Origin of the sequence: Staphylococcus sp. GDX8P54P, assembly GCF_017893165.1 — a bacterium.
GTDB lineage: Bacteria > Bacillota > Bacilli > Staphylococcales > Staphylococcaceae > Staphylococcus > Staphylococcus borealis.
Window position 1 is genome coordinate 1 of sequence record NZ_JAESMM010000025.1, and the last position, 14,183, is coordinate 14,183.

A 14,183-nucleotide genomic window follows, 5' to 3' on the forward strand; every position below is an offset into this window, starting at 1 on the left:
AATTATACGGACTTTATCCAACCTTTCATGAAAATCTCAACTATTGTGTTTTAACAATTCAAAAATGTTACGACATATATTAATAAATACTGTATGAGAAAGTTTGATTTATTAAATCATTAGATTACTTAAATATTTAGCGAAAAAAAGCATGCTTTATCTTTAGGCATATATATTATCCTATGATCACTAATGATTTTAACATTGTTTATAAATATAAAAATAACATAAAATATTAAAAATATGAATTAAACATTTTTATATAATCAGTTTTATTTATAGTTTCTTTAATTCATCTATGTTTAAAGTACAGACATGTTGGAGGGATTAATATTTTATTTTAAGCATGGTGTTATTCAAATTAAAGATCATACTTTTATATATAATGTCTTATGTATAATATTGATATCATAAAAAGCAGGCTTAAATATATGATAAGTAAGAAGGTGTATCATGTGGAGTACAAATCATTAAAAAAGCTCTTTCATATGTATGGTTGGGATAATGTAGAAACAGAATATAATATGCGGTTAAATAGTTATTCAAGTTATGTTACCGACTTTGTTATTCATCCAATTCAGAACGAGAAACAACAAAGAGATGTAGAGTATCCTCTATTTTTTATTCTAAATCGATCATTAGGCATTAATCTTGAAAAGGTCTTAAAAACTCAGATAGAATTAAGCAACTTTCCTCAGCATTGCCTAAAGTCGCGAATGAAGCATATATTAAATATTTATTAATCACTGAACTCCAAAGTACAAATGAAATTGAAAATATAAAAAGTACAAAAAAAGAGATTGCTGCGTCACTGAACAAAACAAAAGGTGAGAATAAGCGTTTTGATGGATTAGTAAATCAATATATTATGATTGAAAATGATGACGTTGAAATCAATACAAGTCCGGGACATAAATAATATAATGAAGCTATTTTGCAAATTCGCAGTAGCTGACTGAACTGAGAAAATGCTTAAATCAAGCTTTTTTAGTTCTAGTCATCCTTGCGGGGGTGGGACGACGAATTTAAAAGAATTCTGTCCCACTCCCCAATTGTTGCTTCTGAAATGCTAGAAAAAGATTTACCAGATGGAAATTTGTTTAGAAAAAATTCTATCGGTGTCTACGACAATGCTAAAAGTAAATGGGTTCATAGAAATGAATTTAATGAACCAGAAATTTATGAATATCTAACTATTTTATTAAGTTTTATTAAACATTTTGAAGCACCCAGTATTTATAAAATATTAGCTAGTCATTATATGTTTGAGTACATACACCCTTTTTACGATGGAAATGGAAGAGTGGGAAGATATATTTTAGCCAAATTACTTAATGATAACTTGGATTCGTTTACAGCACTCACTTTTTCATACGTCGTAAATCATAATAAAAATAAATATTATAAAGCATTTCAAGAAGCATCTGATTATTTTAATAAAGGTGAAATAACAAATTTTATTGATGATATGATGCAATTAATTATTGAAGGACAAAATAATATTATAGAAACGTTTGAAAATAATACAGACATCATTACAAGACTTACGCAGTCTCTTAATGAACAAGCATTAAATAAATATGATTTAAATGTTCTGTTTATATTACTTCAAGACAAAATATTTGGAAGTAAATACTCTAGAATGAGTATTAAAGAAGTAAAAAACATAGTTGGCTACTCAAGAAATAAAGTTAATGAAGTCATAAACAAATATGAAAATAAATTAATTAAGTTGAAAAGTAATCCTGTTGTTTACGAGGTAAAAGACAGTTACGTACAAGAATTACTGACAATGCGTCACACTACAAATCAAAATATATAAGCAGACAACTACGCATCATTAATAGGCAATTACGCAATAAACGCCAAATGTATCCTCAGGTGTTTACAATAAAAGTGTAATTTAAATATTAATGAAGGAGTGGAATCCAATGACAGACGTATTCGGTTTCATTAAAAAAGCGATTGACTTTATTAGTAGTATTTTAGTACATGGCGAACCTAAATAATTATTTTTACAATAATCATCACCCCGAGAGTTAGATTGAAATCTAATTTTCGGGGTGAACTTTATATAACCATATTAATTAAAAACATGATAATTTTTATTCTTTTTGAAAATACGTAATTGATTCAACTTCATTGCAAATTGTTGATATAACATGATACATCCGAAGCCCCAAGATAGACTAAATGTAACGCCCCCCATAACATCTGTAAGATAGTGCGCATGGAAGTATAATCTTGAGAAAAGAATGCTCAACCACACCATAGTTAATAGTATTGTTAATGACCATTTTAATAGCTTATTGTGAATTTTAGATATAAAAAATAACACAATAATCATTATAACGAGTGTGCTGGCAAGAGAATGGCCACTAGGGAATGAATATCCTGAATCAATTGATAAATGATCATATGGACGCGCACGATGTATTAAATCCTTAAACATTATACCCATTAGTCCACCTGATGCGACAGTAAGTAAAAGCCAAATAGACAATATGACATGACGCTTTAGAAATACTATAAGTGCCATTAGGATGGTTAAAATGACGAAAGGTAGTATGTCTCCATAAGTTGCGACGATAGTCATATAATCATTAAACCAGCTTCCGTGATAATTCATTTGCGGATCACCGAATGAGTTTAAAAACCAATGGAAAGCACTTTGATCTACAAAAGTGATTAATAGCATGTGCAGTTTCATTCCTAATATAATTGTTAAGAAGGCCAACACACTCAAAATAAACAAGATGTTTAATTTAGATTTGTTAAATAATATATTCATTAGTTGCACCTGTTGTCTTTTTATTTAGCTTAACGTAGTAAAGTGATAAAGAAATCGGTATTGAGACGCATTTATTTATAAGACTTAAAACCTATAAAAAAGTGTATAGTATATAGAAAAAGACCATTTAGGGGGGACTGCATGGCGTTTAAGCTAATTACTTATTTCGATGAAAGCTATATTGATTCAATTTATGAAGTATATCAATCAGTTGGTTGGTTAAAACATGACAAAGAGGCGATATGTGAGATTTTCCGTAATAGTACTCATGTCGTCTTAACTATTTATGATAATAAAGTCATTGGCGTAGCTAGGGCATTATCAGATGGTGTATTCAATGCAGCCATTTATGATGTTGTAGTTAACAAAGATTTTCAAAATAAACAAATTGGTATGCGTATGCTCGAACGCCTTCTAGATGAAATAGGCTTAGTTTCATGCATACATTTAATATCAACTATTGGTAATTTAGATTTTTATCAAAAAGCGGGATTTAAAAAATTGAAAACTGGTATGGTTATATACCAGGATAAACGTCTAACAGATACATATACTGAATAATTGGAAAATGGAATTGTAAATCGTTCTATTAAGTCTAAAACGAAAATCTGTATTACAATAGAAGAATTAAAGTTACGAATTATAGGAGTGTTGTGTAAATGGAATGGATATTATTTGATAAAGACGGGACGTTAATTGAGTTTGACAAGAGTTGGGAGAAAATCGGCATAAGATTAGTAGATAGTCTTTTAGATGAATACCCAGTCGCTGATAAAGAAGTTGCGCATCGACAATTGGGTATTCTTGATGATGCAATTGTTCCTGATTCTGTGATGGGTTCAGGCTCACTAGATGAAATGATTAAAGCTTTCAATAACGTTGTTGGTAAAGATGTCTCAACTTGGACACGTAATACAAGTCAATCCCTTGTCGATACGCGTGTGCCAGAGAATAACTGGATTGATGGTGTATACGATATGATTCAATCATTGAGAAAAGACGGCTATAAAATTGGTATTGTTACAAGTGATTCTAGAAAAGGCGTCTTGCAGTTTTTAGAAGATACAAATTCAAAAGATGCATTTGACTTAGTGATTTCAACAGAAACACATGCTGCTGAAAAGCCCAATCCGGCAGTACTTAATCCATTGTTTGATCACTATGACGTGAAACCTAAAGATGTAGTGATTGTTGGTGATACGAATAATGATATGAAGACAAAGGTAAATGCTGAATTAGGTTTAGCAATTGGTGTACTGAGTGGCATTGCTAAAAAAGAAGAGTTAGTCGACGCTGATGTGATTATAGATACAGCGGTAAGTGTGCCCGAAGTCTTAAAACAATATAGTGAAAATAAATAAGGTTATAAATTAAAAAACGCTACACAAGGATTTCAATATTGTGTAGCGTTTTTAGATATTATCGATTATCTACGTTACGGTACGTATTAATGACATGTGCGATTTTATCAATAATTGGATCTAATGAGTCAGGATTTTCGTGAATATCATATTCATTGATATTTACACGTACTACTGGACAAGCATTAAAGTTATTAATCCAATCTTCATAGCGTTTAAATAATTTTTGCCAATATTCTGGGTCTGTATTAATTTCCATATCACGACCACGTGCTTTGATACGTTCAATGACTTCATCATAATCACATTCAAGATAAATTAATACATCAGGTTTAGGGAAGTAGGGTGTCATTACCATAGCATTGAACAACTCAGAATAGGTTTTGAAATCATCTTCATTCATAGTACCTTGTTCTTCATGCATTTTCGCGAAAATATCTACATCTTCATAAATAGAACGATCTTGTATAAATCCACCACCATATTCAAACATACGCTTTTGTTCTTTAAAGCGCTCCGCTAAAAAGTAGATTTGTAAGTGAAAGCTCCAACGTTCAAAGTCATCATAAAATTTATCGAGATAAGGATTATGATCAACATTTTCAAAAGAGGTTTTAAAATTCAGTTTGTCGGCTAACGCTTGTGTCAATGTTGATTTACCAACACCAACTGTACCAGCAATAGTGATAATTGCATTTTGAGGTACTTTGTAATTATTCATTTTCAATTGCTCCTATCATAGGTCTTATTTTTTCTAAAATGGATTGATAATCTGAATCATTATTGACAAAATCAATATCACTTGTATTAATTAAGACAACATTCGCACCTTCACACTTCATCGCATTATAAAATGTTAAATAATCTTCTTTTAAATTCAATAAATAGTTATCTTCGATATGATGCTCGAAACTACGGTTACGTTTAGCGATCCTCTGTTTCAAAACATTCAAATCTGCGTCTAAAAAAATAATCATGTTAGGCATTTCAAGATCTTCTGTTAAAATATCGAAAATGCGGTCAAATTTATCAAATTCATGATGACTTAAAGTGTTACGGGCAAATATTTTATTTTTATAAATATGATAATCGCTAACAACGCCTTGTGTCATTTTTGCGATATCTTTCGCTTGTTTGTATCGATTACAAAGGAAGAACATTTCAGTTTGAAAACTCCATTTAGAGATATCATCGTAAAAATCAGACAAAAATGGATTTTCATCAATTATTTCTTTTTCTTCATAGTAATTTAATGACTGACTAAGCTTATGAGCTAGGGAGGATTTACCTACACCAATAGGGCCCTCAATTGCGATAAATGGTTTGTTCATAATCACATCTCCAAATGTTAAAATAGACAATGAGTATTGTATCATAAGTGAGGTATAACACACATGGCAAATGATGAATATTACATGAAATTAGCGATTGAAGAAGCTAAAAAAGCACAAAATATCGGAGAAGTACCAATAGGTGCAATTATTGTTAAAGATGATGAAGTTATAGCACGATCACATAATTTAAGAGAAACTGCACAGCTTCCGACTGCACATGCAGAACATATAGCGATTGAACGAGCGTCTAATACCATTGGAAGTTGGCGTTTAGAAGGTTGCACCTTATATGTAACGTTGGAACCCTGTGTCATGTGTGCAGGTGCTATTGTGATGAGTAGAATTCCTAAAGTGGTTTACGGTGCTTCTGACCCTAAAGGTGGATGTGGTGGTAGTTTGATGAATTTATTAGTAGAATCACGCTTTAATCACCGAGCTGAAGTGGTTAGTGGTGTACGTGAACAAGAATGTGGAGATCTATTACGTAACTTCTTTCGAGAATTACGATTAAAGAAGTCTAAAACGAACAAGTAAGCGTACAAATTGTTTTATATTTGTTAAAATAATACACGTGAATGTGGTGTCAAAATTGAGGTTTAAAAACTTTCAGGTGATACTTTTCAAAATAAATAGCGTTTAATTAAGATAATGAAACGAGGTAACTGTATGATTAAATTAATAGCAACAGATATGGATGGCACATTGTTAAATGCTGCACATGAAATTTCACAAGAAAATGTTGATGCGATTAAATTTGCACAATCACAAGGAATAACAGTTGCCATTGCGACAGGTCGTGCATTCTATGAAGCGAATACACCTGTAGCTGAAACAGATTTAAGTGTGCCATACATTTGTTTAAATGGTGCAGAAGTACGTGATGAATCGTTTAATATTATGAGTACCTCTAACTTAAATCATGAATTAGTGGAACGCATAAAATCCATCTTGAACCATGAAGATGTATACTATCAAATTTACACTAATAGAGGGATTTACACAGAAGATCCTACTAAAGATTTAGATATATATTTAGATATTGCTAAACAAGCAGGACAAGAAGCGGATGTTGAAAAGATTAAAAACGGCATTCAAAAACGTATAGATAATGGGACGTTGAAAGTTGTAAATAGTTATGAGGAAATTGAAAATATTCCAGGCGAACTAATTATGAAAGTCCTTGCCTTTAATCCAGATTTAGAGAAAATAAATAAAATAGGTGCAGAACTCTCAGCAATTTCAAGTTTAGCTATCTCATCTTCATCACGTGGTAACCTTGAAATTACTCATTCTGATGCTCAAAAAGGAATAGCGTTAACATCTATTGCAGATCAATTAAATATTGATTTAAAAGACGTTATGGCATTAGGTGACAATTTAAATGATGTGTCAATGTTAGAACGTGTAGGTTATCCGGTGGCAGTAGAAAATGCAATGCCTGAAGTAAAAGCCGTTGCTAAATATGTCACAGATACTAACGAAAATAGCGGTGTAGGTAAAGCCATTATGAAACTATTACAAGAAGAAAATAATTAATATTAAGAGGTGTTTAGAAGAAATGAAAGGACTTATTATTGTTGGTAGTGCAAAAGTAGGCTCACATACGAATGCGCTTGCTAAATATTTAGTGGGTCAATTTGATACACATGATTTAGATGTTGATATATTTGATTTAGCAGAAAGACCTTTAAATCAGTTAGACTTTTCAGGAACAACCCATTCAACAGAAGAAATTAAAGCAAATGCAAAAGACTTTCAAACTAAAGTTATGGAAGCAGACTTCTTAGTACTTGGCACACCTAATTATCATGGCTCTTACTCTGGCATTCTTAAAAATGCATTAGATCATATCAATATGGATTACGTTAAAATGAAACCAGTAGGGCTAATTGGCAATAGTGGTGGTATTGTTAGTTCAGAACCACTATCACATTTACGTGTCATTGTTCGCAGTTTACTAGGTATCGCGGTACCGACACAAATTGCTACACACGATTCAGATTACAGTAAACTTGAAGATGGTACATTGTATCTTGATGATGACCAATTTCAGTTGCGCGCAAAATTATTTGTAGACCAAATTGTATCATTTGTGAATAATAGTCCCTATGAACATTTAAAATAAAATTTAATTATCTAGAAGTACACATATATAATAGTAGAAACTAGTTTTTAAGAACGATTTTTTATCGTTCTTTTTTTATTGTTTTAAAAAGAATATTTCAGACGATTATATAGATTACAATACAAAAGATAATTTTTTGAACTTAATTATATGTATTTATATTCATCTTTTAATTAGTTTTTAAATTTAAGTAATTAAATAAACAGTTAAATTAGGTCGATTTACAATTCTTTTAGGGAGTGGTCTGTTTGAAAAATAAACAAAAAAAGAGAGTGGATTTTCTACCGAATAAACAAAATAAATATTCAATTAGAAAATTCACAGTAGGGACAGCATCTATATTAGTAGGGACGGCTTTAATCTTTGGAAGTGCTCATGATGAAGCAAAAGCAGCTGAAAAAGATCAAGCTTCCACAACTATAGATACGAGTGAAGCGCAAGATGTAAAAGCAAAAGGTCATGTTCAAACATCCGAGAGTGCTACATTATCACAAGTGAAACCAGAACAAATTGACACTACAAAACAAAATGTAGCAACAGATGCAAATAATACTTCTAATAATGATACTAAGACAGTTAATACAACAGGTTTAGATATATCATTTGAAAATACTGAGACACAATTAAATAATACTATTTATAATATTGAAAAAAGAAAAATCATTAACAAATTTTGTAGCTGAGAATACTAGTAGTTCAATTGAAGAGGCAAGTGAAAATGTTAAAAACATTAATATTGACTATAATCAAGTTGATAATAGAGCATTACTAAGTGTGCTCATTAAGTCTGATTCTAATAAAAAAGATGCTGACAGTGATGCGATGCGGATCCAGATAATAGTGAATTACCAAAAACAGGAAACAACGAATAGAAAAATGGCGTGTTATTCGAAACATGAATTGTAGATATAGCATCACTAGTATTAGGTAGAAAGCGAAATCAAAAGAATAACTAAGAAAAAAATGTATGAAATTAACCCGTAGTGTGTAACTGCGAGTTTTTTAAATGCTAATTATGGTAATAATAAGTATGACGCTAGATTTTCTAGTAAATGAATATCAAAATTAAAATTTTTAAATAATATAAAAAAGGTATATAATTTTCTAAAGTTATTTAGCATGAACAAATTAATGTTTTTTTAAAAAATCAGATTTATATATTGTAACAATATACAAAAAGTGATAAGTTTTGTATGAGTATTGTACTCAATAAATTTGGAAAATAGGGGTGTGAGTTATTTGAAGAAAAAGCCGAATAAACGATTAGATTTCTTACCGAATAGATTAAATAAATATTCGATAAGAAAATTCACAGTGGGGACGGCATCAATTTTAGTTGGTGCAACATTAATCTTTGGTGCAGGACATGATGTAGCTAAAGCTGCTGAAACTAATCAAACTGAAAGCGGAGAAAATCAAAGTAATTCAAAAGCATCTGAAGAAGATGCTAGTAATCAATCGAACACATCTCAGAGCGCAATTTCACAAGAAAATTCAACGCAAGAAACTAATACTAGTGCAGAACAATCAACTACAAATGAAAACGCTACTGAAGAAGTAAGTCAAGAACAACCTTCAACAGAAGAGAAGGCGACTGAAGAAAGTACAACAGAACAGCCTTCAACAGAAGAGAAGGCGACTGAAGAAAGCACAACAGAACAACCTTCAACAGAAGAGAAAGCAAGTAAAGAAAGCACAACAGAACAACCTTCAACAGAAGAGAAAGCAAGTAAAGAAAGCACAACAGAACAACCTTCAACAGAAGAAGCGACTAAAGAAACTACAACAAATCAACCAATTTCAGAAAAAGAAACTGTAAATGAAGTTAAAAATGTAGCAAATGAAACAGGAGTGTCTGAAGACGAAATTTTATCAGTTTTAAATAAACAAGGTGTTAATAAAGCTGATGAAAATGAAATTTTAGCTGCTTTAGTTAAAGAAAAATCGGCAACTAATGATCAATATTCAACTCCTGTAGTTGCTAATACTACAAACACATCTTCTAAAACGAAGACAACTTCTAACACACCTGTTAGAAACTTATTACGTAATAGAGCAGTGGTAACGGATCGTGCTGCTACGTCAGATTTACAAGAATTAGCAGAAAATAGTGCTATATACTCACCAGGTGATGCTACTAAAACTCAAACTTATAGTGGTAAAGCATGGGTTTATAGAAATGGTAATCATTCAGATTCTTCTCAAAAAGATGCAGTAGCTTTACCAGGAGTTAATGTTTACTTACAATGGGTAAACGGAAAAGGTTTTGTATCCCCAGTTTATTACACTACTACAAATCCAGACGGTTCATTTGCATTTGACTTATCCAAACCAGTTACAGATGAGAATGGCAATTCTTATGAATTTAAATTAGCAGGAGACTCCAAATTCGCTATAAGAACTTGGGTTAAAAATCCAGATCCATCTAAATACGATGTTGTTAAACATGGCGACCAAATGTATGGTTATCATGATCGTTTAACTAGAAAAAATGAATCTTGGGACTTTACAGCAGGAGTTAATAGAATTGTTAACTCACAAGTTGTACTTCAAGAAAAACATAATAATGTTGATTGGTTACTAAAACCAGAAAATGAACGTACAACATCTGGTACTTCAAATGGCCAATTTGAAAATACAGGTAATTACGGTACAATTCGCGGTAACGTATGGTATGAAAACGGAGATCCTAATGGCTCTGATGCAAGACGTTGGGGTAAAGATACTTGGGATGTTAATGCAACTAATACAAAAGTCGCTGCATCATATGTAAATGACGAAGTAACTAGATTATTTGATACTTGGAAAAATGAACACAGTGGTTATACATTAGATGATTTCAAAGCTGCACAAGCACAAATTATCGCTGATTATGAAGCAGAAAATGGTGTGGGTTCACACATTGCTGAAACTGTTGTAGCAAATGTAGATTCTAACGGTGATTATTACATTCCGTTCAAAGGTATCTATGGTATTAGTGCTTATAAACAAAATTCAGGTACAAGCATTTCTAAAACTATCTCAGATGAAGAATATGGCAAAGTTGTAGCTGATAAAGATGTTTCACATAATAACTTAATGGCTTGGAATGGAACAATTGGCCAAAAACACAGACATATCAACTCTGATTATGTATATGTTACACCGCTTGTTGAAGACTATGCTATTTGGAGTAATAATTTCCAAACTAACATGTTTGAAGGACTTAGTGATGATATTTTACCAATTGGACCAAGTGCTCAAAGCTCATATAATACATCAGGTGTAGATTTTGCACTTTTAGCACCACAACCAATGCACGACATCACGAATTATAACTCAACAGATGAATTAGCTAGACCAGGTGATACTGCACAATCTAGAACAGGCGGTTTATTACCAAATCGTGAATATCAAGTGCAATGGTTCAAAGATGGTCAAGCAATCGGAGATCCAGTTACTGTAACTTCTGCAGAAGATGGAACAGTAGGTTCAGTACCTTTAACAGTACCAGCAGATGCAACAAGTTCAAATATATTCTCATCTGCAGTATTTAAACAAGGTGTTTCTACATCATCATTAACTACAGCATTAGCAATTGATTCATTCTCTATTGCAAAACCAGATAATGAAGTATATGAACCAGAAGCAGGAAAAGTCACAAAAGATTATGGTACACCAACAACTGAGGGTGATGTAACAGGAGCAGTAACAGTTCCAGATTATCCATCAGAAAAAGGAACACTAACAATCACAGTTGATGATCCAAGTACATTACCAGATGGTAATACGCCAGGAACATTTGAAGTACCAGTGACAGTGACATATCCGGATGACACAACTGATACAGTGAATGTAACTGTAGTTGTAGGAGAACCAACTGATGCAACAACTTATGAACCAACAACAGAAGAAGTCACAAAAGATTATGGTACACCAACAACTGAGGGTGATGTAACAGGAGCAGTAACAATTCCAGATTATCCATCAGAAAAAGGAACACCAACAATCACAGTTGACGATCCAAGTACATTACCAGACGGTAAAACGCCAGGAACAGTGAATGTCCCAGTAACAGTGACATATCCAGATGGCACACAAGATCATGTGACAGTACCAGTAACAACAAACGAACAAGCAGATAATGATGCATATGAACCAACAACAGAAGAAGTCACAAAAGATTATGGTACACCAACAACTGAGGGTGATGTAACAGGAGCAGTAACAATTCCAGATTATCCATCAGAAAAAGGAACACCAACAATCACAGTTGACGATCCAAGTACATTACCGGACGGTAAAACGCCAGGAACAGTGAATGTCCCAGTAACAGTGACATATCCAGATGGCACACAAGATCACGTGACAGTTACTGTTGTTACTAAAGACGATGAAACACCTGACGAAGTAATTTACGAACCAGTAAGTGAAGGTGTAAATCATGATTATGGAACACCAACAACATCAGATGAAGTGATTGGTTCAGTAACAATTCCTGGATACCCAACAACAGGAGAACAACCAGTTGTAACAGTTGATAATCCAAATAGCTTACCAAATGGAACTACACCAGGAACAGTAAATGTCTCAGTAACAATAACTTATCCAGATGGAAGTGTGGATCATATCACAGTACCTGTTACGACAGGAGAAAAACCAACACAAGATAAAGTGATTTATGAACCAACAAGTAATGGTGTAAACCACGATTATGGAACACCAACAACATCAGACGATGTAATTGGTTCAGTAACAATTCCTGGATACCCAACAACAGGGGAACAACCAGTAATCACAGTTAATAACCCAGGTAATTTACCAAATGGAACTACACCAGGAACAGTAAATGTCCCAGTAACAGTGACATATCCAGATGGAAGTGTAGATCATATTGATGTACCTGTGACAACAGGAGAAAAACCTGCTAATAACAATGTCACTTATGAACCAGTAACAACTGGAGTGAAACATGATTATGGAACACCAACAACATCAGATGATGTAATTGGTTCAGTAACAATTCCTAATTATCCAACAACAGGAGAACAACCGGTAATCACAGTTAATAATCCTGATAATTTACCAAATGGAACTACACCAGGAACAGTAAATGTTCCAGTAACAGTGACATATCCAGATGGCACAGTAGATCATATTGATGTACCAGTAACAACTGGTAAAAAACCAGCAGCTACTGCTACTAAATATGAACCAACAAGTGATGTTGTTCGTAAGCCATATGGAGTACCAACAACTGAGGGTGATGTAACAGGAGCGGTAACTGTTCCTAACTATCCAACGACAGGAGAACAGCCAGTAGTTACAGTGGATGATCCAGAAAGTTTACCAAATGGTGAAAATCCTGGCACATATTATGTTCCAGTAACAGTAACTTATCCAGATGGTTCACAAGATCATATCACAGTAGAAGTTGTCATTGACGAAGAACCAATTGACAGTGACGCAGACGCAGATAGCGATGCCGACGCAGATAGTGATGCAGACGCAGATAGCGATGCCGATGCAGACAGTGATGCCGACGCAGATAGTGATGCCGACGCAGACAGTGACGCAGATGCAGACAGTGATGCCGATGCAGACAGTGACGCGGACGCAGATAGTGATGCCGACGCAGACAGTGATGCAGACGCAGAGAGTGATGCAGACGCAGACAGTGACGCAGATGCAGACAGTGATGCAGATGCAGACAGTGATGCAGACGCAGATAGTGACGCAGATGCAGACAGTGACGCAGATGCAGATAGCGATGCAGACGCAGAGAGTGATGCAGACGCAGATAGCGATGCCGATGCAGACAGTGACGCAGATGCAGACAGTGACGCAGACGCAGATAGCGATGCCGACACAGATAAAGATAATCATGGCAAAGCAGATAAATCTGATAGTAAAGCATTACCTGATACAGGTAATAATGATCAAACTAATGGCACATTATTTGGTTCATTATTCGCTGCACTTGGAGGATTATTCTTAGTTGGCAGACGTCGTAAAAACAAAAATAATAATGTTGAAAAGTAAATAATAAATATGTAAAAATTTACTGATTATGCATGTAACCATAGTATTTCCTTTAGGGAATACTATGGTTATTTTTTTAAAAAATTTTGCAAAATATTTTTTATATTTAATGAATTTTGTTATAATGAAATAATTTTTTATCTATTACGAAAATTAAAAGTAATTTTAATTAAAGTATTGTAATAAATTTAATTATGCAATATGATTTAAGTGAACTTTCATTAATATTTATATGGAAGTTGAATATATTAATGATAATAAAATTTAGGAGGAAAATATGGACAAAAGAAGACAAGGGCCAATTAAGAAAAAGGTAGACTTCTTACCTAATCGTCTAAACAAATACTCCATTAGAAAATTCACCGTAGGCACAGCTTCAATTCTTATAGGAGCATCATTATTATTTGGGGCAGGCGAAGAAGCTAAAGCAGCAGAAAACACTGACAGTACTACTGAAAATGGTGGAAAATTAAATTTACAAAACAATGTAAATAATAATGATCGCAATTCAGATTTGACAAAAGAAGCTAGCACAGAAGAAGTAGCAACAA

General features: G+C 33.1%; 11 protein-coding genes and 2 pseudogenes. 10 read left to right on the forward strand and 3 right to left on the reverse strand.

Features of this window, described 5'->3' with window-relative positions:
* The first annotated feature begins 700 nt into the window (after positions 1-700).
* Positions 701-919, forward strand: a complete 219-nt coding sequence (locus KA909_RS09285) for a hypothetical protein (RefSeq protein WP_193839722.1) — start codon at positions 701-703, stop codon at positions 917-919.
* 147 nt (positions 920-1,066) lie between these two features.
* Positions 1,067-1,822, forward strand: a complete 756-nt coding sequence (locus tag KA909_RS09290; protein WP_193839721.1) for a Fic family protein — start codon at positions 1,067-1,069, stop codon at positions 1,820-1,822.
* Between the two features lie 261 nt (positions 1,823-2,083).
* Here KA909_RS09290 and KA909_RS09295 read toward each other — a convergent pair whose 3' ends face one another.
* On the reverse strand, positions 2,084-2,791 hold the full coding sequence (locus tag KA909_RS09295; protein WP_193839720.1) for a phosphatase PAP2 family protein: 708 nt from the start codon (positions 2,789-2,791) through the stop codon (positions 2,084-2,086).
* A gap of 141 nt (positions 2,792-2,932) precedes the next feature.
* On the opposite strand from KA909_RS09295, the gene KA909_RS09300 reads away from it, so the two are divergent.
* Together KA909_RS09300 and KA909_RS09305 are read left to right on the forward strand one after the other, a co-directional pair.
* Positions 2,933-3,352 carry a GNAT family N-acetyltransferase gene (locus tag KA909_RS09300; RefSeq protein WP_193839719.1) on the forward strand — a complete coding sequence of 140 codons (420 nt, stop codon included), beginning with the start codon at positions 2,933-2,935 and terminating at the stop codon, positions 3,350-3,352.
* Positions 3,353-3,450: 98 nt separating this feature from the next.
* On the forward strand, positions 3,451-4,152 hold the full coding sequence (locus KA909_RS09305) for an HAD family hydrolase (protein WP_053031088.1): 702 nt from the start codon (positions 3,451-3,453) through the stop codon (positions 4,150-4,152).
* Positions 4,153-4,210: 58 nt separating this feature from the next.
* Here KA909_RS09305 and KA909_RS09310 read toward each other — a convergent pair whose 3' ends face one another.
* Both KA909_RS09310 and KA909_RS09315 read right to left on the reverse strand, forming a co-directional pair.
* Entirely contained in the window at positions 4,211-4,873 is a 663-nt protein-coding gene (locus KA909_RS09310; protein WP_053031090.1) for a deoxynucleoside kinase, read from the reverse strand.
* Positions 4,866-5,483, reverse strand: coding sequence for a deoxynucleoside kinase (locus KA909_RS09315; protein ID WP_070855003.1), 618 nt, complete (start codon positions 5,481-5,483; stop codon positions 4,866-4,868). The genes KA909_RS09310 and KA909_RS09315 overlap by 8 nt, the downstream gene beginning before the upstream one ends.
* Positions 5,484-5,546: 63 nt before the next feature.
* Here KA909_RS09315 and tadA point away from each other — a divergent pair, with 63 nt between their 5' ends.
* From tadA to KA909_RS13530, 6 genes and pseudogenes are all read left to right on the forward strand, one after another.
* Positions 5,547-6,020 (forward strand): tRNA adenosine(34) deaminase TadA, encoded by a 474-nt coding sequence (tadA, locus tag KA909_RS09320; RefSeq protein WP_193839718.1) that lies wholly within the window; start codon positions 5,547-5,549, stop codon positions 6,018-6,020.
* 132 nt (positions 6,021-6,152) lie between these two features.
* Complete coding sequence (locus KA909_RS09325; RefSeq protein ID WP_193839717.1) at positions 6,153-7,022, forward strand: Cof-type HAD-IIB family hydrolase; 870 nt, start codon at positions 6,153-6,155, stop codon at positions 7,020-7,022.
* 22 nt (positions 7,023-7,044) lie between these two features.
* Positions 7,045-7,611 carry an NADPH-dependent FMN reductase gene (locus tag KA909_RS09330; RefSeq protein ID WP_053031100.1) on the forward strand — a complete coding sequence of 189 codons (567 nt, stop codon included), beginning with the start codon at positions 7,045-7,047 and terminating at the stop codon, positions 7,609-7,611.
* A gap of 248 nt (positions 7,612-7,859) precedes the next feature.
* A pseudogene (locus KA909_RS13850) lies at positions 7,860-7,962 on the forward strand (YSIRK-type signal peptide-containing protein); the annotation flags it as partial.
* An 888-nt stretch (positions 7,963-8,850) separates the two neighbouring features.
* Positions 8,851-13,599: pseudogene (locus tag KA909_RS13525) on the forward strand (Rib/alpha-like domain-containing protein); the annotation flags it as partial.
* A 310-nt stretch (positions 13,600-13,909) separates the two neighbouring features.
* On the forward strand, positions 13,910-14,183 hold a 274-nt coding region (locus KA909_RS13530; protein WP_245339367.1), incomplete at its 3' end, for a YSIRK-type signal peptide-containing protein.